We start from the raw sequence: 22,487 nt of genomic DNA on the forward strand, positions 1-22,487 counted from the left end.
TCGAGCAAGTGAAAGTGGGAGCAGTTTAGAGGAACAAGCCGGGACCCGGGCGACTTCCTTCGGGGAATCTGACGCCCACTTTGCCGATCTTGTTCCCGTCCATGACCGCAACGGTCCAAAGGGTGTTGTTCCAATCCACCTGGTCACCGACTACTGGCGCGCCACCGACTTTCTGGGCGATGAAACGGCCCAGGGACATGTCCGGATCGATGCCGTCCAGCTTCAGCCCGTACAGGGCCGCAACCGCGGCCAGCTGGGCGTCTCCTTCGAGTACGAAGTCGCCGAAGAAGCGCAGATCCAAGCCCCTTTGCGGTGCCTGGCTGAACAGTTTTCCAAGGGCCGGCAAATCGTGTTCATGGCCGATCACACACAACAAATCACCGACTTCCAGCACCGTACTACCCGACGGATGGAGCAGTTGCTGGCCACGAAACAGTGCCGCGATCCGTGTACCGTCGGGCATTTTCAGATCCCGCAGGGGCGAGCCGATGCACCATTTCTCCGCGCCGAGGCGATAGATGAACAGTTCCCACTCGCTGGTGACGTGGACCTCCAGCGCTGCCCGGGAGATCGGCAGGGGTTCTGGCGGGACGGTAACGTGCAACAGTTTGGCGACCCACGGCAGGCTCGTACCCTGCACCAGCAACGACACCAGCACGATAAAGAACGCCAGGTTGAAGTAGAGCTGGGCGTTGGGCAGGCCGGCCATCAACGGGAACACTGCCAGGATGATTGGCACCGCGCCGCGTAGGCCGACCCAGGAAATGAATACTTTCTCGCGGCCATGGAAAGCCTTGAACGGCAACAGCCCCACCATCACCGACAGCGGACGTGCGATCAAGATCATCCACAAGGCCAGGCCCAGGGCCGGCAGGGCGATCGGCAACAGGTCATGGGGCGTGACCAGCAGCCCCAGCACCAGGAACATGCCGATCTGCGCCAGCCAGGCCATGCCATCGAGCATGTGCAGGATGCCATGACGGCTGCGCACCGGGCGGTTGCCGATCACCAGGCCGCACAGGTAAACCGCGAGGAAGCCGCTGCCGTGCAGGGCATTGGTCAGAGCGAACACCGCCAGGCCGCCGCTGATGACGAGGATCGGGTAGAGCCCGTTGGCCAGGTTGATGCGGTTGACCAGTTGCAGCATCAGCCAGCCACCACCCAGGCCGATCACCCCGCCGATGCCGAATTCACGCAACAAGTGCCCCAGCAGGTTCCAATGCAGACCGGTTTCACCGCTGGCGAGCATGCCGATCAGGGTTACGGTCAGGAACACTGCCATGGGGTCGTTGCTACCGGACTCGATCTCCAGCGTCGCGCTGACCCGCTCGTTCAGGCCCTTGCCGCCCAACAGCGAAAACACCGCCGCGGCATCGGTCGAGCCGACGATGGCGCCAATCAGCAGACCTTGCATCAGGTTCAGATTGAACAGCCACGCCGCCGCCAGGCCGGTCAGCCCGGTGGTGATCAGGACGCCAACGGTGGCCAGCGACAATGCTGGCCACAACGCCACGCGAAAGCTCGACACCCGCGTGCGCAAGCCGCCGTCCAGCAGAATGACCGCCAGCGCGAGGTTGCCGACCAGATAGGCCGTGGCGTAGTTATCGAACAGAATCCCGGCGCCGTCGACACCGGCAACCATGCCCACGGCCAGGATGATCACCAGAATCGGGATGCCCAGGCGGGACGAAAGAGAACTGACCAGAATGCTCGCACCTACCAGCAACGCGCCGATCAAGAACAGGCTGTTGATGGTCGTCGCAGTCAAAGGCAGTACTCCGAGCAAGCGTGGGGGGCGGGCGCAAACTGACCATGCAGTCTGCGTGCCAGCGATTCTAACCTGTTGAAATGTGATGCTGTCAAAAAAGGTTGGCGGATTGTGGGGTACAAGCGCGGCAGCAATACCGTGGCGAGGGAGCTTGCTCCCGTTCGGCTGCGAAGCAGTCGTCGCTTTTGAGGTTATGGGGCCGCTTCGCAGCCCAGCGGGAGCAAGCTCCCTCGCCACAAAAGCTGGAGGGTTGATCGCGCACGGTCTGTGGACGATCAACCGTTACGCGGGTTAAAGGCTGAACCGCCCAACCATGCTGTTCAAGTCCACGGCCAGGCGCGACAGTTCTGCGCTGGCGGCGCTGGTCTGGTTGGCGCCAGTAGCCGATTGCACCGACAGGTCGCGGATGTTCACCAGATTGCGGTCCACTTCACGGGCCACTTGGGCCTGTTCCTCGGCGGCGCTGGCGATCACCAGGTTGCGTTCGTTGATTTCGACGATGGCGGTGTTGATGGTGTCCAGGGACAGGCCGGCACCACGGGCGATGTTCAGTGTCGACTCGGCACGTTCGGTGCTGTTGCGCATCGAATCCACGGCGTGTTCGGTGCCGCTCTGGATGCTGCCGATCATGCGTTCGATCTCGCTGGTCGACTGCTGGGTGCGATGGGCCAGGGCGCGTACTTCGTCGGCCACCACGGCGAAACCACGACCGGCCTCACCGGCACGGGCCGCTTCGATGGCGGCGTTCAAGGCCAGCAGGTTGGTCTGGTCAGCCAGGCCGCGAATCACGTCCAGCACTTTGCCGATGTCGCGGGACTCATTGGCCAGGTCGCCGATCAACGTCGCGGTGCTTTGCACATCGGCGCTCATGCGCTCGATGGCGCTGACAGTTTCCTGTACCAGGTCGCGACCGTCACCGGCAGAGGCGGTGGCGTCTTTCGAGGCTTCGGAGGTGCTGACCGCGTTGCGCGCCACTTCTTCGACGGCGCTGGTCATCTCGTTGACTGCGGTGGCGGCCTGTTCGATTTCATTGTTCTGCTGGGTCAGGCCACGGGCGCTTTCGTCGGTGACGCTGTTGAGCTCTTCGGCGGCGGAAGCCAGTTGGGTGGCCGAGCCGGAGATCCGTTGCAGGGTGTCGCGCAGTTTGTCCTGCATGGTCGACATCGCCCGCAGCAGGCGACCGGCTTCATCGTTGCCATCCACGGTAATCGGTCGGGTCAGGTTGCCCTTGGCGATTTCTTCGGCGGCGTCCAGGGCGCTGCCGATCGGACGGGTAATGCTGTTGGTCAGCAGCCAGGCAAACAGCAGGGTCAGGCCGGTGGCGATGACCAGCAGCGTGACTACCCAATTGAAGGCCGTTGAATATTGTTGGGTCGCACCCTGATTGAGGGCCTCGGCTTGCTGGTTGTTGATGTCCACCAAGCGGGCGATCGCCGCGTTGATGGCGTCTGAGTTGCTCAGCAGTTCAGTGTTGAGCAATGCACGCAGTTCATCGAGCTGATTGTTGCGCGACAACGTTTTCATCCGCTCTTCGAGCTGGCGGTATTGGCCCAGCAATTGAACGTATTGATCGTAGGCGGCCCGCTCTTGCGGGGAGCTGATGAGTTTTTCGTAGGCGCTTTGAGCCGTCTGGATCTGCTGGTTGCGTTGCTCGAACAAGCTGAAGGTTTTCTGCTGGACGTCCGGTTCGCGGTTGACCAGCAAGCGATAGGACAGCACGCGCAGACGCAGGGTCAGCGAGGTGAATTCATCCAGGGCCTTGATGCTGGGCACGCTGTTCTGGACGAGGCTTTCGCCGGATGCACGGATTTTGCTCATCTGGCTCAGGGCGAACACCCCGAGGGCCAGCATCAGGGCGCCGATCAAGGCAAACCCCAGGAACGCCCGCGGCGCGATATTCATATTACGTAGGGACATGGAAAGTACCGGAAGGGGGCGCGTCCGTGCGGGGGGGGTGACAGGTGTTCCCTGACTTATCGGTCATACGACTAAAGTCTTGAGTCGCTGCGTGCTTTTGTCGCAGGGCAGCGCCTGCTGCGCGACGAAGGGCGGGAACCAGATCTTCCATTCACAGTCTTTACAGCTCGCCAGCGAAGCACCGCCGCCCCAAGTCGTGGCATTGACGGTGACTTTTCTTTATCGTACGCGCCCCCTTGAAAAAGCCTGGAAATCAATATGTTGGAAACATCCCTCAGCCAACTGGAACAACTGGTCAATGACCTGGTGCAACAGAACCGTCAACTGGCCGGCCTGAATGAGACCCTGAACGCGGAACTGGCCAAGGCCAAGGATGAAAATGAAAGCCTGCAACTGAACCTGATGGAACAGGAAGAGTTGCACGGCACCACCGCCGCGCGCATCCAGGCCCTGATCGAGCGCGCCAGCGCCGGTCCTGTCAGCGCATGAAGCATGGCGCCGACGGGGTGACAGTCGTCTCGATCCTGGGAGAGGACTATTCAATCAAGGCGCCGGCCGGGCAGGAACAGGCCCTGCTGGACGCCGCTTCGATGCTCAAGGCCGCTCTGGCCGACACCAAAAGGAAATACCCGACGCTGATCGGTGATCGTCTGCTGGTGCTGGCGGCCATGAACCTGTGCTCGCAGCAGATGGAAATGCAGAAGCAACATCAAGCGGAACTCGACCGTTACCAAGAGCAAGTCAGCGCCACGGTCGAGGTCATTTCCAAGACGATTCAGCAGGCTTGAAGTCGCAACTTGGCTTACAAAGCGTCGTTGTCTGTACTTAAGTCATCGCGAGCAGGCTCGCTCCCACATGGGGCTGAGTGAACGCAATATCCGTGTTCACCGCCGATCCACTGTGGGAGCGAGCCTGCTCGCGATTGGATTTCAGCCGCGCCGCAAGAACTGGATCAGAACCACTCATCCCGCATCCCAAGGCAGGTATCATCCCGCGCCTCAAGCAGCGCCAGCTCATGCTGACAACCTGGGACTTCCCAGGTCAGGAAATACCGCGCTGCTTGCAGCTTGCCTTTATAGAAGTCGGTGTCCGCTGCGTTCCCCTTGGCCAGGCCTTCCTCGGCCCGAATCGCCTGCTCCAGCCAGCGCCAGCCAATCACCATGTGCCCAAACACCTTGAGATACAGCGCCGAGTTGGCGAGGCTGCTGTTGACCTTGCCTTGGGCCAGGTCCGTCAGCAGGCCCAGGGTCACCGTTTGCAGGCGCGCCACCAGGGCTTCCAGCGGCTGACGCAACGCCGCCAATGATTCGTACGCCTGGGCGCGTTCGCTGGTGTCGGCCACCAGGCGGATCAGTTGCTTGAGCCCTGCACCGCCGTTTTGCGCCAGTTTACGTCCCAGCAGGTCCAGGGACTGGATGCCGTGGGTGCCTTCGTGAATCGGGTTCAAGCGGTTGTCGCGGTAATACTGTTCGACCGGGTATTCGCGGGTATAGCCGTGGCCCCCCAGAATCTGGATCGCCAGTTCGTTGGCTTTCAGGCAAAACTCCGATGGCCAGGATTTGACGATGGGGGTCAGCAGATCCAGCAACTCATGGGCGCGTCTGCGCTCGGCTTCGCTTTCAAGGGTGGTGGTGTCGTCGAACAGGCGTGCGGCGTACAGGCCCAAGTCAAATGCGCCTTCAACGTAGGCCTTCTGGGTCAGCAGCATGCGACGTACATCGGCGTGCTGGATGATCGCCACGGGAGCGGTGGTGGGGTCCTTGCTGTCGGGCACCCGGCCCTGCGGACGTTCGCGGGCGTATTCAAGGGAATACAGGTAGCCGGCGTAACCCAGCATGACCGCACCCATGCCAACGCCGATCCGCGCTTCGTTCATCATCTGGAACATGTAGCTCAGGCCGTGGTGCGGTTTTCCTACCAAGTAACCGACGCATTCGCCGTTGTCGCCGAAGTTCAGCGCCGTGGAGGTGGTGCCGCGCCAGCCCATCTTGTGGAACAGCCCGGCCAGCAGCACGTCGTTACGCTGGCCGAGGCTGCCGTCGTCGTTGACCAGGAACTTGGGCACGATAAACAGCGAGATGCCCTTAACGCCGGGTGGCGCGTCCGGCAGTTTCGCCAGGACCATGTGCACGATGTTTTCCGACAGCGGATGATCGCCGCCGGAGATGAAGATCTTGTTGCCCTTGAGCCGATAAGTGCCGTCGGATGCCGGCTCCGCACGGGTACGAATATCCGATAGCGAAGATCCGGCGTGGGGTTCGGTCAGGGCCATGGTGCCGAAGAAGCGACCATCGATCATCGGTTGCAGGAAACGTTGTTTCTGCTCCTCGCTGCCGAAGCTTTCGATCAGGTTCGCCGCGCCCATGGTCAGGAACGGGTAAGAGGTCGAAGCGGCGTTGGCCGACTGAAAGTGCGCGAAGCAGGCTTGGGACAGCAGCGTCGGCAATTGCATGCCGCCGGCGTCGAAACTGCGTGCAGCGTTGAGAAAACCGGCCTCCAGGAAGGCATCCACCGCCGGCTTTACTTCCGGAATCAGGATCGCCTGACCGTCCTCGTAGCGCGGCTCGTTTTCATCGTTCTTGCGGTTATGCGGTGCGAAATATTTTTCGGCGATGCTGCGGGCGGTGCCGATGGCCGCGTCGAAGGTTTCGCGATTGTGCTCGGCGAACCGCTCGCGCTGGGTCAAGCCCTCGGCATCAAGGACTTCATACAGCTCGAAAGCCAGATTTCGGGAACTGAGCAACGTCTCGGACATGGCGGCTTACCTTTTTTTGGAATGGGCCGAGTCTAGGCGTGGCAATAGAGGCTGAACAGGATGATTGATTTGGGTGATGGAGGAGAGAGGGCGACGCTAATCAAAATGTGGGAGCGAGCCTGCTCGCGATAGCGGTGGGTCAGTCAGGAATGTTGTCGACTGATCCACCGCTATCGCGAGCAGGCTCGCTCCCACAGGGATTTCGATGACCAGGCACCCATTGCAGATGCCTGGTCTACAGCGGTTTAGCCGATGGTCATCAGGCTGGCGTTGCCACCCGCCGCAGCGGTGTTGACGCTCAACGCACGTTCGATCACCAGGCGCTCCAGTGCGATGTTGGTTTCGCCCTGGGACAAGCCCTGGACTCCGACAATGGCGCCGGCACGCTTGGCCACTTGCTGGCAAACGCTGCGCAGTTGATCCGAGTCGCCATGATGCAGGACGGCGTCGTAAGCCACTTCGTCCTTGGCCCAGTCGGAAACCCGCTGGATGCGCGCTTGAATTTCTTTCGGCAAGCGTGCGAACAGAGCTTTGCTGGTGTCGGTTTCCGGCCAAACAGCCGAGCCGCCTACCGCCAGCACCGCGGCCAGTTGCGTCAGCAGATCGCCCTCTACGTCCGCTAGGCACAGCACGTGCTCGCGGGGCAGAATGGCGTAGCTGTTGCGTTCGCCGGTCGGGCCGGTCAGTTGGCGGGTGATACCGCTTTGCGACTGAGCCGCGAACTGTACGCACAGGGCGCTCAATTCGGCGAGTTTCTGGCTGTCTGCCCAGGCTTGCAGGGCGGTCAGCGGCTTGCTCATGGCGTCACGCAAGCGCAGGTCTGGCGCGTTTAGGGCGTCGTCACGGACGAACGACTGCTGAATCGCATCGGTAGGCCGTGTCGACAGCAGGCGGTACAGGTACAGCGGACCACCGGCCTTGGGACCGGTGCCCGACAGGCCTTCGCCACCGAACGGTTGCACGCCGACCACGGCACCCACGATGTTGCGGTTCACATAGACGTTACCGGCATGGACGTTATCGATCACCTTGGCGATGGTCTCGTCGATGCGAGTATGTACGCCCAGGGTCAGGCCATAACCGGAGGCATTGATCTGGTTGATCAGTTGATCCAGTTCCTTGCGCTTGTAGCGCACTACGTGCAGCACCGGACCAAAGATCTCACGCTGCAGCTCGTCGAAGCTTTCCAGCTCGATCAGGGTCGGCATCACAAACGTGCCGCGTTTGCACTCGGCGCTGTCGGCGATTGCCATCTGGTACACGGTGCGACCTTTGTCGCGCATGGCCTGGATGTGTTTCTCGATACCGGCCTTGGCTTCAGCATCGATCACCGGGCCGATGTCTACCGACAGACGCTCCGGGTTGCCGAGACGCGATTCAGCCATGGCACCCTTGAGCATTTCGATGACGCGGTCGGCCGAGTCTTCCTGCAAGCACAGGACCCGCAAAGCGGAGCAACGCTGGCCGGCACTGTCGAATGCCGAAGACACCACGTCGATGACCACTTGTTCGGTCAGGGCCGAGGAGTCGACGATCATCGCGTTCTGGCCACCGGTTTCGGCGATCAGCGGGATCGGACGCCCCTGGTTGTCCAGGCGCCCGGCGATGTTGCGCTGCAACAGACGAGCGACTTCGGTGGAACCGGTGAACATCACGCCTTTGACCCGATCATCACCCACCAGGCGGGCACCGACGGTTTCGCCACGGCCCGGCAGCAGTTGCAGCACGCCTTCCGGAATACCGGCTTCGAGCATCAGACGCACGGCCTGGGCAGCCACCAACGGCGTCTGCTCGGCAGGCTTGGCCAGTACCGGGTTACCGGCGGCCAGGGCGGCGGCCACTTGTCCGCTGAAAATCGCCAGCGGGAAGTTCCACGGGCTGATGCAGACCACCGGGCCCAGTGGGCGGTGGGCATCGTTGGTGAAGTCGTTGCGGGCCTGCACTGCGTAGTAACGCAGGAAGTCCACGGCTTCACGCACTTCGGCGATGGCGTTGGCGAAGGTCTTGCCGGCTTCGCGGGCCAGCAGGCCCATCAACGGCTGGATCTCGCCTTCCATCAGGTCGGCGGCGCGCTCCAGGATCGCAGCGCGCTCGGCCGGTGGCGTGGCCTGCCAGATCGGCGCCGCGTTGAGGGCGCACTGGATGGCGTTGTCGACGTCAGCGACCGTGGCTTCCTGCACATGGCCGACCACGTCACGGTGATCGGACGGGTTCAGCACCGGTGCCGGTGTTTCCTCGCTGGCTGCGCAACCGAGCATCGGCGCGGCTTTCCAGTTGTTATGGGCGGTGGCCAGCAGGGCGCAGGACAGCGAGGCCAGGCGATGTTCGTTGGCCAGGTCGATGCCGCTGGAGTTGGCGCGTTCGCTGCCATACAGGTCACGCGGTAGCGGGATGCGCGGGTGCGGCAGGCCGAAGCCGCCTTCCAGGGTTGCCATCTGCTCGATGCTGGCAACCGGATCGGCCACCAGCTCCTGAATGGAAATGGACTGGTCGGCGATGCGGTTGACGAACGAGGTGTTGGCACCGTTTTCCAACAGGCGACGAACCAGATAAGCCAGCAGTGTCTCGTGGGTGCCGACCGGAGCGTACACGCGGCACGGACGGTTCAACTTGCCTTCGGAGACTTTGCCTACAACCTGCTCGTACAGCGGTTCACCCATGCCGTGCAGGCACTGGAACTCATACTGGCCCGGGTAATAGTTCTGACCGGCGATGTGGTAGATGGCCGACAGGGTATGGGCGTTGTGCGTGGCGAATTGCGGGTAGATGGCTTCCGGCACCGACAGCAGTTTGCGGGCGCAGGCGATGTAGGAAACGTCGGTGTACACCTTGCGGGTGTAGACCGGATAGCCTTCCAGGCCTTCGACCTGGGCGCGTTTGATCTCGCTGTCCCAGTAGGCGCCTTTCACCAGGCGGATCATCAGGCGGTGACGGCTGCGGCGGGCCAGATCGATGACGTAGTCGATCACGTACGGGCAACGCTTCTGGTACGCCTGGATCACGAAGCCAATGCCGTTCCAGCCGGTCAGCTGTGGTTCGAAGCACAGGCGTTCCAGCAGGTCCAGGGACAGTTCGAGGCGGTCGGCTTCTTCGGCGTCGATGTTCAGGCCGATGTCGTATTGCTTGGCCAGCAGGGTCAGCGATAGCAGGCGCGGGTACAGCTCTTCCATGACGCGCTCGTACTGGGCGCGGCTGTAGCGGGGGTGCAGGGCCGAGAGCTTGATGGAAATGCCCGGACCTTCATAAATCCCGCGGCCGTGGGACGCCTTGCCGATCGAGTGGATGGCTTGTTCGTACGAGGCCAGGTACTTCTGGGCGTCATGTTCGGTGAGTGCGGCTTCACCCAGCATGTCGTAGGAATAGCGGAAACCCTTGGTCTCGAATTTGTTGGCGTTGGCCAGGGCTTCGGCGATGGTTTCACCGGTGACGAACTGCTCGCCCATCAGGCGCATGGCCATGTCGACGCCCTTGCGGATCATCGGCTCGCCACTCTTGCCAATGATGCGGCTCAGAGAGGAAGTCAGGCCCGCTTCATTATGGGTGGCGACCAGTTTGCCGGTCAGCAGCAGGCCCCAAGTGGCGGCGTTGACGAACAGCGATGGGCTGTTGCCCAAGTGTGGGTGCCAGTTACCGGTGCTGATCTTGTCGCGGATCAACGCATCGCGAGTACCTTTGTCCGGGATACGCAGCAGCGCCTCGGCCAGACACATCAGCGCCACGCCTTCCTGGGACGACAGGGAAAACTCCTGCAGCAGGCCCTGAACAATACCGGCACGGCCGCCGGCACTCTTCTGGTTGCGCAGTTTTTCAGCAATCGAGGAGGCCAGTTTGTTGGTGGCTTCGGCCATGTCGGCCGGCAGGCGCGCCTGCTCGATCAGCATCGGCACCACTTCCGGCTCCGGACGACGGTAAGCGGCGGTGATAGAGGCGCGCAGGACCGATTGCGGCAAAATGCTTTCGGCAAACTCCAGGAAGCACTGGTGCGCGTGGTCGACCTGGACGTCGCCGGCTTCATCGTTGTCGGCGCGGGTCGAACCGTTCAGTTCGGTCAGGGTTGCACCACCCTCGAGTTTTTCCAGGTAATTGAAAATTGCCTGCTTGATCAGCCAGTGGGGCGTGCGATCAATCGAGGTTGCGGCCGCCTTGAGGCGTTCGCGGGTTGGGTCATCGAGTTTGACCCCAAGGGTGGTGGTAGCCATATTTTTATCCTCATGTTTACCACGTATTGCGTGGCATCAGCTGGCGGCAAGATTAGCTGCGAGCTGGCCGAGGTGCAACCGGGTGCAACCTTTTTTCGTCGAAAAAATAAGCAGCTCATCAGGAAAGCAAAATTCGCGGCTTGAGCGGTGCTTCTGCTTAGTGCATTGGCTTCTAGCCAAAGGTTGATACCGCACTAAAAGGGAGCAAAAAACGGTCATTTGGCGAAAAAACCGACTGGGTGCAACTGAATCGAGCGAAACTGGTTGCACCTTATTTCATTTGTTGAATAGCATTCGTCGCCAAGGTGCAACCGGCTCGAAGCCGAGGGGCATCGGCTGATGGCTTTCCTGGGGAAACATCAGTCATAAATTCGCGGGTCCTGGAAACGTCAAGCAAGGTCTATGGTTGTCTTGTCGACGCTTCCTACTGCCACCGCTACATAAAAACAAAGCCAGGGCGTAACTCATGAGTGTTAGTAATCCCACCCTGATCACTTTCGTGATCTATATCGCTGTAATGGTCCTGATCGGCCTGATGGCTTATCGCTCCACCAATAACCTTTCCGATTACATCCTGGGCGGTCGCAGCCTGGGCAGCGTCGTGACTGCATTGTCCGCCGGTGCCTCCGACATGAGCGGCTGGCTGTTGATGGGCTTGCCCGGTGCTATCTACATGTCCGGCCTGTCGGAAGGCTGGATCGCCATCGGCCTGATCATCGGTGCCTACCTGAACTGGCTGTTCGTGGCCGGTCGCCTGCGGGTACAGACCGAGCACAACGGTGATGCGCTGACACTGCCGGATTATTTCTCCAGCCGTTTTGAAGATACCAGCGGCCTGCTGCGGATCATCTCTGCGGTGGTGATCCTGGTGTTCTTCACCATCTACTGCGCTTCCGGCATCGTGGCCGGTGCCCGTCTGTTTGAAAGCACCTTCGGCATGTCCTACGAGACAGCGCTGTGGGCCGGTGCGGCGGCAACCATTGCCTACACCTTCATTGGTGGCTTCCTGGCCGTGAGCTGGACCGACACCGTACAAGCGACCCTGATGATCTTCGCGCTGATCCTTACGCCGATTATCGTGCTGCTGGCGACCGGCGGCGTGGACACCACGTTCCTGGCCATCGAAGCGAAAGATCCTACGGCTTTCGACATGCTGAAAAACACCACGTTCATCGGCGTGATCTCGCTGATGGGTTGGGGCCTGGGCTACTTCGGCCAGCCGCACATCCTGGCGCGTTTCATGGCTGCTGACTCGGTCAAGTCCATCGCCAAGGCTCGTCGTATCTCGATGGCCTGGATGATTCTCTGCCTGGGCGGCACCGTGGCTGTCGGCTTCTTCGGTATCGCTTACTTCTCGGCGCACCCGGAAGTGGCCGGCCCCGTGACCGAGAACCCTGAGCGTGTGTTCATCGAGCTGGCCAAGCTGCTGTTCAACCCATGGGTGGCCGGTGTGCTGCTGTCGGCGATCCTGGCAGCTGTCATGAGCACCCTGAGCTGCCAGTTGCTGGTGTGCTCCAGTGCCCTGACCGAAGACTTCTACAAGGCTTTCCTGCGCAAGCATGCTTCCCAGTTGGAGCTGGTCTGGGTCGGTCGCGCCATGGTGTTGCTGGTGGCATTGGTTGCCATCTTCCTGGCTGCCAACCCGGAGAACCGTGTCCTGGGTCTGGTGAGCTACGCTTGGGCCGGTTTCGGTGCTGCCTTCGGTCCTGTTGTCCTGATCTCGGTGATCTGGAAAAACATGACCCGTAACGGCGCGCTGGCAGGCATCCTGGTGGGGGCGATCACCGTGATCGTCTGGAAACACTTCGAGCTGCTGGGCCTGTACGAAATCATTCCAGGCTTCATCTTCGCCAGCCTGGCTATCTACTTCGTCAGCAAGATGGGCTCGCCTACCGCCGGTATGCTGCAGCGCTTCGAAGCGGCTGAGAAAGATTTCCGCCTGAACCAGTAAGGCCTCCAGCGAGGCCTTGACGGCTCGCGCGAAGCTTCTGAATAGAGAAACGGCCCGTCCTCCCATGGAGACGGGCCGTTTTTTATGGGCATCAGTCCAGCTCTGTGTCGGGCTGATTGAGAAATATCAGCACGCCCAGTAGCGCCATGTAGAACCTGAAGGCTGCGTCCTGGCCATTCCAGATTTCTGATTGCCACATCAGAAACCATTCCCCGCCGACGACCATGAAGCCAAAGAACCAGACGAAGAAACCCACCGTCAAACCGATGATGGCGCAGCGTTTGGCCTGAGCGAAAACCACGCTCGGGGTTTTACGTGCCTGCCATAGTTCGAGCGCGCCATAGCCCAGCAAGCCTGCGGTGAGCGCTTCGCCGAGGATGATCAGCCAGTAGGCGCCGTGCCATGCCCAAGGCTGGTCGATGGCGCGATAGCGCGCGGCATTGTCGGGAAAGGTGGTGTCCATACTCAACACGTGATGGACGAAATTGAAGTTGGAATGGTAGTCCGTGATGTTGTTGAACACGGTCAGCAAGGCGAAAGCGGCGAGAGCCAGGGTCATTGCGATTTTTGCGTAGCGAGTCGTCATGGGTTGCGTCCTTTGCTTTTTGCGACGAAAGGACGTTAGCACGGCCCAGTGCGGTCCTGAGGCCGTCAGGTTGTAGGAATTTGCTGATTGTTTCCTGCGGCGACTTCGGTCGCCACCATGCGCGGAATGTCTGTCGGAAAACGCAGCGGGTAATGCGGCTTTAATCTCCTTGAATGTAAGGCAATTCTGTTTTTCCTGAGGTCCGATCAACTCTCCCTGGTGCTCATGCAGAATCGCCCGCTTTTATTCAGCAGAGGCACATCGGATGTTCGCGCCTGCCAACCAACCGCGTTTCACCCTGGCACTCGACAGCGGGCCGAATGAACTCAAGGTGCTTGAGTTCAGGGGCAAGGAAGCCATCAGTCAACCCTATTGCTTTGATCTGGAACTGGTCAGTGAGCGGCCGGATCTGGCGCTGGAAGACCTCCTGCATCGTCAGGCCTTTCTGGCTTTTGATGATCAGGGGCGGGGCATACACGGCCAGGTTTATAGCGCGGCCCAAGGCGACTCGGGCAAGCGCTTGACCCGTTACCAGGTCAGTCTGGTACCACGCCTGGCTTACCTGGGCCACCGAATCAACCAGCGGATTTTCCAGCACCTGAGCGTGCCGGCAATCATTACCCTGATCCTGACGGATCACGGGATTCAGGGTGACGCGTTCCAGTTCAACCTCGGTGGGCAATACCCCGAACGCGAATACTGTGTGCAGTTTGGTGAAAGCGACCTGGCCTTCATCGGGCGGATCTGCGCCGAGGCCGGGATCCATTATCACTTCCGGCACAGCCGCGACGGCCATCTGTTGGTGTTCGGTGACGACCAGACGGTGTTTCCCCGCCTGCCCGAGGCGACGTTGTATCTGCCCGGCAGTGGCATGGCCGCCAGCGAGCCGGCGATCAAGCGCCTGGCTGTGCGACTGCAGACCCGGACCACGGCGGTGACGCTGCGTGACTACGATTTTCAAAAGCCCGGTCTGCTGTTGCAAACCAGTCTGGACAGTCAGCAGCAACCGGCTCTGGAGGCGTATCACTACCCCGGCCGGTTTTCCGATCGCGACCATGGCCGGCACCTTACCCGGCGCGCACTGGAGCGCCATGGCGCCGACCACCGTCTGGCCGAGGGGCGCAGCGACCAATGCGCACTCGTCAGTGGGCACTTCCTCCAAATCAACGGGCATCCTCGAGCGCAATGGAACGATCTCTGGCTGCTCACGCAAGTCACCCACCATGGGCGCCAGCCACAAGTGCTGGAGGAAACGGTCGGTGACAGTCCGGATGAGTTCCAGGGCTACAGCAATACGTTCCTCGCCATCCCGTGGGATGTTTTCTTTCGTCCGCCCCTGTCCCACGAAAAGCCAGCCGCCCACGGTTATCAGTCGGCGGTGGTGACGGGGCCGTTGGACAGCGAGATCCATTGCGACGAATACGGACGGGTCAAGGTGCAACTGATCTGGGATCGCCACGGTCAGCGCGACGAGCACTCCAGTTGCTGGCTACGGGTGGCCACGGGTTGGGCCCATGATCGCTATGGCAGCGTGATGATTCCCCGGGTCGGCATGGAGGTGCTGGTGGGTTTCATCGACGGTGATGTGGACAAGCCATTGGTCGTGGGCTGCCTGCCGAACGGCGCGACCCCGGTGCCCCTGGACCTGCCGGCCGATAAAACCCGCAGCATATTGCGCAGCCAGAGCAGCCCTGGCGGGGGCGGTTATAACGAATTGCGCATCGAGGATCGCCAGGGCGCCGAGGAGATTTACCTGCGGGCTCAACGCAACTGGACCCAGCATGTGCTGCATGATCAGCGGGTTCAGGTTGATCACGAACGCAGCATCGTCGTCACCGGCACCGCGCGGCATGAGCTCAAGGCCGATGAGTTGCGCATCACCCATGGTCAGCGCCAGGTTGAGGTCAGGCAGGATGATCATCTGGTGGTGGCCGGCGAGCGGCATATTCGGGTAACCAGTCAGGCCCTCAATGCCACCCAGCAATTTCACGTCAGCGCCGGGCAGCAAGTGGTGCTGGATGGCGGCGTCAGCGCGACCATTCAGGCCGGTGGGCATTGGATCAACATCGGGGCTGGGGGAATCTTCAGCAGCGTGCCGATCCAGGTGGGTGGGGCACCGATGACGGCCAGGAGTGCCGCGCCAGGTTTACCCGGCTGTCCCGAAACACTTGTCGCGGCCGCAGCCGCGCAACTTTCCCTCGCGCAAGTTTTCAGCCTGCAGGGCCAGGCGCCATTCTGTGAGGAGTGTGAGCGTTGCAAAGAAGGCGTCTGCGAACCATTGCCGGTGATGCCCAGGCGGGCTGGTGTCCAGGAGCGTCCATGAGTACCGGTCAATCTCCCCGCGCCTGGCTTGAGCAACAGCCCTTGCAGGCATCCGAGCAGCTCTACGCCATTTTCAGCAGCGCCAGCACCGCCGGGCCGCCGATGGCCTGGAGGCGTTCGATGACGGTGGCGCCCAGCCCGATCTGGGCCGATACGCCTTACGCCGACTGGGAAACGGTCATGCCCTATGTCGGAGCTGTCGACCCGGACAGCGAGTTTCTTGACTGGGTCGCGACGACCGACTCGCTTGATTGGGGCTGGCTGGCGGTGACCGCTTGCAGCCAGCAAAGCCTTGCCGAACATCTGCGTGGGCTCACCCAGGTTCTGCTGCCCGGTGGCAAGTCGGTTTTTTTCCGCTTTTGGGATGGGCGTTTTATCCAGCCGATCCTGCGATCGGATGCGGTGGAGGTCAGCCAGCTGTTGCCCGCCATCAGCCGTTGCCTGATCAACGGTCGGTCTTTCGAGATCCCAGGAAATGCCCTGCGCCCGGCCCGGGCGTTCCCCTGGTGGGAAGTGCCTGCGCTGTTGTTGCAGGAACTGGCCGGGGATACGACGGACTGCCTGCTCAATAACTTGCTCAAGTGGTTGAGCGAAGAGCATCCGTATCTGTTCGAACAGGCCGACGAGAGCATCCTGCGCTGCAAGATCAGGCATTTTCTTGGGGAGCCAGGGATGGTCCATGGGCCAAAAGCCCCCCTGCAAGAATACTTGATGCAGGAATTGGGCAGATGACCACCGGGTGTGGTCACGGCCCGTCCGCTCGGCTGCGACCCCCTGACGTTGGGCGCGCTTCAAGGTAAACTCCTCGGCCTTCGCAGGAGCCGCCATGAATTATCGCCACGCCTTCCACGCCGGCAATCACGCCGATGTGTTCAAACACCTGACCTTGACCCGTCTCATCGCTTTGATGTCGCGCAAGGAGCAGCCCTTCGCCTATCTCGATACCCATGCGGGCATCGGGCTGTACGACTTGCAGGGCGACCAGGCCAATCGTACCGGCGAATACCTTGAAGGCATCGCGCGGTTGTGGGGCCAGGAGGATCTGCCCGCGCTGACCGCCGACTACATGAAAGTGCTGCACGAAATGAACCCGGACGGGCAGTTGCGTTACTACCCGGGGTCACCGGAACTGGCGCGGCGCCTGACCCGTCCGCAGGATCGGGTACTTCTGAACGAAAAACATCCAGAAGACGGTGTGCTGCTCAAGGACAACATGAAAGGCGATCGTCGCGTGGCGGTGCACTTGGGCGAAGGCTGGCATGTGCCCCGGGCGCTGCTGCCGGTGGCGGAAAAACGCGGCCTGATGCTGATCGATCCGCCCTTTGAACAGCTGGACGAGATGCAACGCTGTGCGGCGTCACTCAAGGAGGCCATCGGCCGGATGCGCCAGACAGTGGCAGCAATCTGGTACCCGGTGAAGGACCAGCGGCTGTTGCGCCGTTTCTATCAGGACCTGGCCGGCACCGGTGCGCCGAAATTGTTGCGAGTGGAATTGCTGGTGCATCCGCTGGCCACGCCCAATAGCCTGAACGGCTCCGGCTTGGCGATTGCCAATCCGCCATGGGGGCTGGAGGAGGAATTGCGCGAGCTGCTGCCTTGGTTGTCGAAGAAGCTTGGGCAGACCCAGGGCGGCTGGCAGATGGATTGGCTGATCGCTGAAAGCTGATCAGATGCATTGATACCGTCTGATAGGGCGCCTTCGCGAGCAAGCCCGCTCCCACATTGGTCAGACTCAGAACCATGTGGGAGCGGGCTTGCTCGCGAAGCTTTTTAGCGGCAAAAAGTCAGATCGGGCAAGTCACGCCCGTACCGCCAATTCCGCAATAACCTTCAGGGTTCTTCGCCAGATATTGCTGGTGATAAGCCTCGGCGAAGAAGAACGTCGGGGCTTCTTCGATCTCGGTGGTAATGACGCCTTTACCGGCCTTGGTCAATTCAGCCTGAAATACTTGCGCGCTGTGCTTGGCGGCAGCCAGTTGGGTTGGGTTGGTGGCATAGATCACCGAGCGGTACTGGGTGCCGATGTCATTGCCCTGGCGCATGCCCTGGGTCGGATTGTGCAGCTCCCAGAACATCTTCAGAAGCTGCTCGTAGCTGACTTTTTCTGGCTCGTAGACCACCAGGACCACTTCGCTGTGGCCGGTAAGGCCCGAGCAGACTTCTTCGTACGTCGGGTTCGGCGTAAAGCCACCGGCGTAACCCACCGCTGTACTGACCACGCCTTCGCGCTGCCAGAACTTGCGTTCCGCGCCCCAGAAACAGCCCAGACCGAAGATCGCGAAATCCACGTCCATGGCAAACGGACCCAGCAGCGGCGCATCGTGGACGAAGTGTTTTTCCGGCACGGTCATTGGGGTTTCGCGGCCAGGCAGAGCTTGTTCTTGAGTAGGGAGCACGTTTTTGTTCACCAGGATTTCCGAGCGCAAGACCATCATCAGTCCTCTCAGTCAGATTGAGTTGAGCGAATGTAAGCAATGAGACCGTCAGTGTGCCCGAGTGTTACACCGCTTGTCAGGCAATTGGGCCGCGCGGATAACGCTTGAGCTTCTCGATCAGCTCCGCGCCGGGGATCGGTCGGTCGAACAGGTAGCCCTGGCCGACGTCGCAGCGGTGGCGCCGCAGGAACGCCAGTTGCTGTGCGGTTTCGATACCTTCGGCCACCACCTTGAGTTTCAGGTTGTGGGCCATGGCGATCACCGCGGAAGTGATTTCCATGTCGTCCTGGTTGTCCGGGATCTCGTGGATGAAGCTGCGATCGATCTTGATGATGTCGATCGGGAATTTTTTCAGGTAACTCAGGGATGAGTAACCGGTGCCGAAGTCGTCCATGGCCAGGGTCAGGCCCAGGCGCTTGAGTTGGTCGAGCTGCAGGTGGGTGTCTTCGGTGGCCTCCAGCAGTAGGCCTTCGGTCAGTTCCAGTTCCAGCAGGCGGGCCGGCAGTTGTTCTTCCTTGAGGATGCTGGCGATCGAGGCGACCAGGTCCGGGTCGGAGAACTGCTTGGGCGAGAGGTTGATCGCCACTTGCAGGTTGCCCAGGCCGGCGGCGGTCAATTGCTTGCTCATGCGGCATGCCTGACGGGCGATCCATTTGCCAATGGGGATGATCAGGCCCGTTTCTTCGGCCACGCTGATGAACTGATCCGGGCGAATCATGCCCTTCTCGGGATGGTTCCAGCGCAGCAGCGCCTCCATGCCCAGCAAGCGACCGCTGCGCAGGCACAGTTTTGGCTGGTAGAACACGTCCAGCTCGTTCTGGGTCAAGGCGCGGCGCAGGTTGTTTTCCACGAACAGCTTGTAGCTGGCCTCGGCGTTCAGCGCCTCGGTGAATACCTGGACCTGATGCTTGCCGTTGGCTTTGGCCTTGTGCAGGGCGAGTCCGGCGTTGCGCATCAGGGTCTGAGGGTCGCGGCCGTGCAGTGGCGCGCAGGCCAGGCCCACGGAGCCGGTCACGCTGATCAGTTGGTTATCGACGAACATCGGCTTGTCGAGCGTCATCAGCAACTGGCTGGCGATCTGCTGCCCGGCCTCCAGGTCGGTGTCGTCCAGCAGTACGGCGAATTCATTGCTGGCGAACCGTGCCAGGCTGCCGCTGGGGCTCAAGCTGTTGCGCAAGCGGCGGGCCAGGCTGATCAGCAGCTTGTCGCCGGTCTGATGGCCGAGGCTGTCATTGATGCGCTTGAAGTTGTCGATGTCCACCAGCAACAGGCTGATGGGCGAATCGCTGTCCCGGGCAAAGCGCTCATCGAGGTTGCGGATGAACGCCGGGCGGTTGCCCAGGTTGGTCAGGTTGTCGGTGTAGGCCAGGCGCTCGATGCGCTGCTGGGCCAGTTTGGTCTGGGTGATGTCTTCGTAAATGCCGATGTAGTGGGTCAGTTCACGGTTATCGCCATAGACCTTGGAAATCGACAATTGGCCCCAGTAGGGTTCCAGATTCTTGCGCCGGCTCTTGAATTCACCTTGCCAGCTATTGCTCTGGGCCAGGGCCGACGGTGCATCGAACAGCAGCTCGCTGAGGTTTTCCAGGGCCGGTAGTTCCGACAGGCGCTGGCCGTGGACTTCCTCGGTGGAATATTGGGTGATGGCGGTGAAGCTGGGGTTGACGTATTCCACCACGCCGTCGCAATTGACCAGCAGGAACGCGTTGGCGCTCTGCTCCACGGCGCGCTGGAACAAGTGCAGGGCGTTGGTGGCGGTCCGGCGGTTGTGGTTGTTGATGACCTGGGCGAACTGGTCAGCCAGTTCACCGGCAAAGGCGATCTCGTCGGACTGCCAGGCGCGGGTGACGCCAATTTGCTCGAGGCACAGTACGCCCACCACCTGGCCGTCGATACGAACGCTGGCGTCGAGCATGGCGTTGACTTCGCGGGTGCGCAGGCTTGCGGCCATTTCCCGGGTACGCGGGTCGCGCATCGCATTGTGCGCGTCGATGGCGCGGCAGGTCTGCAGCGCCTCCATGTAGTCAGGAAACTCGTTGGCGTTGATCACGTCCGGCAGAAAGTAGTCTTGGGAGGCGCGGTTATAAGCCGAAATCGGCACCAACTGGCCATCTTCCAGGTTCCAGATGCTGGCGCAATCAATCTGGTAGATGTCGCAGGCGCTGCGGGTGATGAGCTCGGCGGCTTCCTGCAGGGAATTGTTGGCGCTGTAGCGCTGGCGGGTCAGTAGCAGGATCAGGTCCTGCTGGGCGCGCACCCGGTCCAGGTGTTGCAGCTGCTCCTGCTGGGCGCGCTGGTTCAGTTCCAGGGCAATTTGCAGGCGCGAGTTTTGAGTTTCCAGGTCCAGGGCCGGCATCGACGGCTCGCTTGCCAGCAAATCGTCCACGGCCAGCAGGTAGCCGCGTAGTAGATGGCGATTGTGCTGTTTATAGGGCTCGCCCATCTCCAGCATATTCATGGCGCCCTTGGCGGTGTGGAGCGTGTAGCGGATCAGGTAATGCGGGGCCTGGGCCAACTGCTGCTGGATCGCATCGTGGAGTTGATAGCGCGCTTCGGGCTCCATCAGGCTGGCGTAGGGCGAACTGACCAGCGAGCAAAGCTCGACGGCCGGCAGACCGAAGTAACGCTCGCAGTTGGGGTCGAGGAACAGCAGCGCCCAGCTTGCTTCATTCAGCCGTTCGAAACGCAGCATGCCGAGCCGCGAGGGCACCGGTAACTGCGTCACTACCTCGGCCGCCATACGGCTGGCGGCATCGGGTTGGCTTTTCATGGGGAAACTCGCTTCGAAAATGCTGATCGCGCCGGGCTGACGCCCTCGTTATTACGGACTGCCGCAAGGTTGCATCATTGCGGCACTGGCTGACAAGAGAGATGAAGGCCAAGTGCTATAAACCTTTTATCGGCCGACGAAGGGATTTCTCCAGTCGCCCGCCGATCAGACGGCATGGGTGGTTATACCACCCGTCAGCGCAGCGGGATATCTACTGTCTGTAATAGGCTGCCATCACGGTCGTGAAACGTGACCTGAACGCTCTGCGCCGTGACTTTCAGGTGGGCGAAGTTGTCCTGGCTGATGACCTTGCCGCTCAACCCATAGCGATAGTCCCCGCTGGGCGTCCGAGCCATGGCATCACCAAAAATAAAACTCGCGGCGCTGGCATAAGGAAGCAGTTTGCTGTTGCAAAACGGCGAGGAAACGATGGTATGTACCTCGAAGTCAGGGTCCTGGCTGTGACTCAGGCGACTGGTGAGAGAGCCATGGACGTCGCCGGACACGAAAATAACGTTCTTGATCCGATGGCGGCGAACGGTTTCCAGCAGGCGCAGACGCTGTTCCGGGAAGGCCTGCCAGGCGTCCGAGGTATTGAGCTTGCGGTCCGGGTAGAACATCACGCCGGTCACGATGAACTTGACCCGCGCCGGACTGTTGACCAGCCATTTGATCAGCGATCGTTCCTGCGCTTGATCCAGGATACGTCGATCATCCGCCGACAGATTGCGCTGGGTCCGACTGTCGGTGACGAACCATTCGATATCGCCGTGAGCGAACTGATACCAACATTGTCTCAATGGTTTGCTTAATGTTCCGTCACTTAACAGTTCATGTGCCGGACTATGGCTGGCTTGATAAAGCGCATAGGCATCCATGGCATTGGCATAAAAGTTTTCGTCGCCTTTTTTCTTGCTGGCAGGCCAATTATCTTTGATTTCATGATCGTCGAGAATCATGTAGCTCGGTGTTCCCGCCATCAACTTTCTAATATGCGGCTGGGAAAAGGCGGTGCGGTATTTGAAAAGAATATCCTTTGGGTTCCGGTCCGGGGCGACAATATTCAAATCGTCTAGATAAACCTGGTCGCCGGTCATCACTACAGCACTGATCGGCGGGTCGGCCTGGGCCACGATACGGTTGATGCCAGCGAAAGTCCGGTCGCCCAGTTCAGGTCTGGACGGGACGCCGGCCGTCACCCGCAGGTAGCGGCAGGAACCCACGATATAGCTGCGCGGCGCACTGGTTTTGCTGGACGGCGTGCGCATCTGATAAATATCCCGAGGCCATTGCAGCGGCAGTTCCTGGACGGTTTCGATTGTATGAGTAGGGCTCAGGCGGCTGAACCAGCCGGCTTGGTATTCATAGACGGTATCGGCCTGAAGGTTCTTCAATACGATGACATCGGACATGTCGCGGTAAGCATGCAACTGAACAAAGTGTCCTTTCGACCAGATTGAATCTCCCTGGCGCCGGTAACGGATGGCGGCGAATACCAGGCTGTTCTTATCGTTATCCCCTCGCAGGAATATCCGCGTGTGATGAGGTGTCGTGTGGCCGACAATAGGGCCAACAGTGGGTTTGAACATCATTCGAGTCCATTCGAAGTTAAAGTTTTTTTAGGTAAGTAGTTAATGGCTTCCCTGAACTCATCCTAAAGCGATGCATGGGATAAATATTGATAGGAGAGGGGGCGTGTGTTGTGAGAAACGTCCAATAGATGACGTAGTCATCTAGGTGAAGTGCAGTAGGAAAGTTGGGCCCTGGAACGGGCTGCTCTGCAA

The 22,487-nt window shown here is 60.6% G+C and carries 14 protein-coding genes and 1 pseudogene; 6 read left to right on the forward strand and 9 right to left on the reverse strand.

Annotated elements, in window-relative coordinates:
* Positions 1-25 precede the first annotated feature (25 nt).
* The 3 genes and pseudogenes from QOM08_RS02215 to QOM08_RS28990 form a co-directional block, all read right to left on the reverse strand.
* A complete protein-coding gene (locus QOM08_RS02215) occupies positions 26-1,768 on the reverse strand; it encodes a potassium/proton antiporter (RefSeq protein WP_047225926.1) in 1,743 nt (580 codons plus the stop codon).
* Between the two features lie 291 nt (positions 1,769-2,059).
* On the reverse strand, positions 2,060-2,932 hold the full coding sequence (locus tag QOM08_RS28985; protein ID WP_370695185.1) for a methyl-accepting chemotaxis protein: 873 nt from the start codon (positions 2,930-2,932) through the stop codon (positions 2,060-2,062).
* 30 nt (positions 2,933-2,962) lie between these two features.
* Positions 2,963-3,685 (reverse strand): annotated as a pseudogene (locus tag QOM08_RS28990) (MCP four helix bundle domain-containing protein); the annotation flags it as partial.
* A 258-nt stretch (positions 3,686-3,943) separates the two neighbouring features.
* On the opposite strand from QOM08_RS28990, the gene QOM08_RS02225 reads away from it, so the two are divergent.
* Both QOM08_RS02225 and QOM08_RS02230 read left to right on the forward strand, forming a co-directional pair.
* The gene (locus QOM08_RS02225; protein WP_139048609.1) at positions 3,944-4,174 is read left to right on the forward strand and encodes a hypothetical protein; all 231 of its coding nucleotides are present in this window, start codon (positions 3,944-3,946) and stop codon (positions 4,172-4,174) included.
* Positions 4,171-4,473: a cell division protein ZapA gene (locus QOM08_RS02230; RefSeq protein ID WP_047225923.1), complete on the forward strand. Its 303-nt coding sequence runs from the start codon at positions 4,171-4,173 to the stop codon at positions 4,471-4,473. Before QOM08_RS02225 ends, QOM08_RS02230 begins: the two co-directional genes overlap by 4 nt.
* 164 nt (positions 4,474-4,637) lie before the next feature.
* Here the strand turns inward: QOM08_RS02230 and QOM08_RS02235 are convergent, their stop codons facing one another.
* Positions 4,638-6,440 carry an acyl-CoA dehydrogenase gene (locus QOM08_RS02235; RefSeq protein ID WP_076382952.1) on the reverse strand — a complete coding sequence of 601 codons (1,803 nt, stop codon included), beginning with the start codon at positions 6,438-6,440 and terminating at the stop codon, positions 4,638-4,640.
* Positions 6,441-6,685: 245 nt separating this feature from the next.
* Complete coding sequence (putA, locus tag QOM08_RS02240) at positions 6,686-10,639, reverse strand: trifunctional transcriptional regulator/proline dehydrogenase/L-glutamate gamma-semialdehyde dehydrogenase (protein WP_076382950.1); 3,954 nt, start codon at positions 10,637-10,639, stop codon at positions 6,686-6,688.
* A 466-nt stretch (positions 10,640-11,105) separates the two neighbouring features.
* On the opposite strand from putA, the gene putP reads away from it, so the two are divergent.
* A complete protein-coding gene (gene putP / locus QOM08_RS02245) occupies positions 11,106-12,590 on the forward strand; it encodes a sodium/proline symporter PutP (RefSeq protein ID WP_076382948.1) in 1,485 nt (494 codons plus the stop codon).
* 91 nt (positions 12,591-12,681) lie between these two features.
* Here putP and QOM08_RS02250 read toward each other — a convergent pair whose 3' ends face one another.
* On the reverse strand, positions 12,682-13,176 hold the full coding sequence (locus QOM08_RS02250; RefSeq protein ID WP_076382946.1) for a DUF2165 family protein: 495 nt from the start codon (positions 13,174-13,176) through the stop codon (positions 12,682-12,684).
* A 265-nt stretch (positions 13,177-13,441) separates the two neighbouring features.
* Between QOM08_RS02250 and QOM08_RS02255 the strand changes: the two genes are divergently transcribed.
* The 3 genes from QOM08_RS02255 (at position 13,442) to QOM08_RS02265 (ending at position 17,164) form a co-directional block, all read left to right on the forward strand.
* Positions 13,442-15,499, forward strand: a complete 2,058-nt coding sequence (locus QOM08_RS02255) for a type VI secretion system tip protein VgrG (protein ID WP_316912506.1) — start codon at positions 13,442-13,444, stop codon at positions 15,497-15,499.
* A complete protein-coding gene (locus QOM08_RS02260; RefSeq protein WP_316912507.1) occupies positions 15,496-16,230 on the forward strand; it encodes a DUF4123 domain-containing protein in 735 nt (244 codons plus the stop codon). Before QOM08_RS02255 ends, QOM08_RS02260 begins: the two co-directional genes overlap by 4 nt.
* Before the next feature lie 94 nt (positions 16,231-16,324).
* Complete coding sequence (locus QOM08_RS02265; RefSeq protein WP_047225916.1) at positions 16,325-17,164, forward strand: 23S rRNA (adenine(2030)-N(6))-methyltransferase RlmJ; 840 nt, start codon at positions 16,325-16,327, stop codon at positions 17,162-17,164.
* 118 nt (positions 17,165-17,282) lie between these two features.
* Here the strand turns inward: QOM08_RS02265 and msrA are convergent, their stop codons facing one another.
* The 3 genes from msrA to QOM08_RS02280 form a co-directional block, all read right to left on the reverse strand.
* Positions 17,283-17,930: a peptide-methionine (S)-S-oxide reductase MsrA gene (gene msrA / locus QOM08_RS02270; protein ID WP_047226186.1), complete on the reverse strand. Its 648-nt coding sequence runs from the start codon at positions 17,928-17,930 to the stop codon at positions 17,283-17,285.
* A 79-nt stretch (positions 17,931-18,009) separates the two neighbouring features.
* Positions 18,010-20,703, reverse strand: a complete 2,694-nt coding sequence (locus QOM08_RS02275; protein WP_047225915.1) for a putative bifunctional diguanylate cyclase/phosphodiesterase — start codon at positions 20,701-20,703, stop codon at positions 18,010-18,012.
* 194 nt (positions 20,704-20,897) lie between these two features.
* Positions 20,898-22,292, reverse strand: coding sequence for an alkaline phosphatase D family protein (locus QOM08_RS02280; RefSeq protein ID WP_316913211.1), 1,395 nt, complete (start codon positions 22,290-22,292; stop codon positions 20,898-20,900).
* Between the last annotated feature and the right edge of the window lie 195 nt (positions 22,293-22,487).

The organism is Pseudomonas sp. P105, assembly GCF_032614175.1.
GTDB lineage: Bacteria > Pseudomonadota > Gammaproteobacteria > Pseudomonadales > Pseudomonadaceae > Aquipseudomonas > Aquipseudomonas rhizophila.

Coding starts and splice junctions, on each gene's coding strand:
- QOM08_RS28985 (WP_370695185.1), bottom strand. CDS start 2,932: ATGTCGACCATGCAGGACAAACTGCGCGACACCCTGCAACGGATCTCC.
- QOM08_RS02225 (WP_139048609.1), top strand. CDS start 3,944: ATGTTGGAAACATCCCTCAGCCAACTGGAACAACTGGTCAATGACCTG.
- QOM08_RS02230 (WP_047225923.1), top strand. CDS start 4,171: ATGAAGCATGGCGCCGACGGGGTGACAGTCGTCTCGATCCTGGGAGAG.
- QOM08_RS02235 (WP_076382952.1), bottom strand. CDS start 6,440: ATGTCCGAGACGTTGCTCAGTTCCCGAAATCTGGCTTTCGAGCTGTAT.
- putA (WP_076382950.1), bottom strand. CDS start 10,639: ATGGCTACCACCACCCTTGGGGTCAAACTCGATGACCCAACCCGCGAA.
- putP (WP_076382948.1), top strand. CDS start 11,106: ATGAGTGTTAGTAATCCCACCCTGATCACTTTCGTGATCTATATCGCT.
- QOM08_RS02250 (WP_076382946.1), bottom strand. CDS start 13,176: ATGACGACTCGCTACGCAAAAATCGCAATGACCCTGGCTCTCGCCGCT.
- QOM08_RS02255 (WP_316912506.1), top strand. CDS start 13,442: ATGTTCGCGCCTGCCAACCAACCGCGTTTCACCCTGGCACTCGACAGC.
- QOM08_RS02260 (WP_316912507.1), top strand. CDS start 15,496: ATGAGTACCGGTCAATCTCCCCGCGCCTGGCTTGAGCAACAGCCCTTG.
- QOM08_RS02265 (WP_047225916.1), top strand. CDS start 16,325: ATGAATTATCGCCACGCCTTCCACGCCGGCAATCACGCCGATGTGTTC.
- msrA (WP_047226186.1), bottom strand. CDS start 17,930: ATGGTCTTGCGCTCGGAAATCCTGGTGAACAAAAACGTGCTCCCTACT.
- QOM08_RS02275 (WP_047225915.1), bottom strand. CDS start 20,703: ATGAAAAGCCAACCCGATGCCGCCAGCCGTATGGCGGCCGAGGTAGTG.
- QOM08_RS02280 (WP_316913211.1), bottom strand. CDS start 22,292: ATGTTCAAACCCACTGTTGGCCCTATTGTCGGCCACACGACACCTCAT.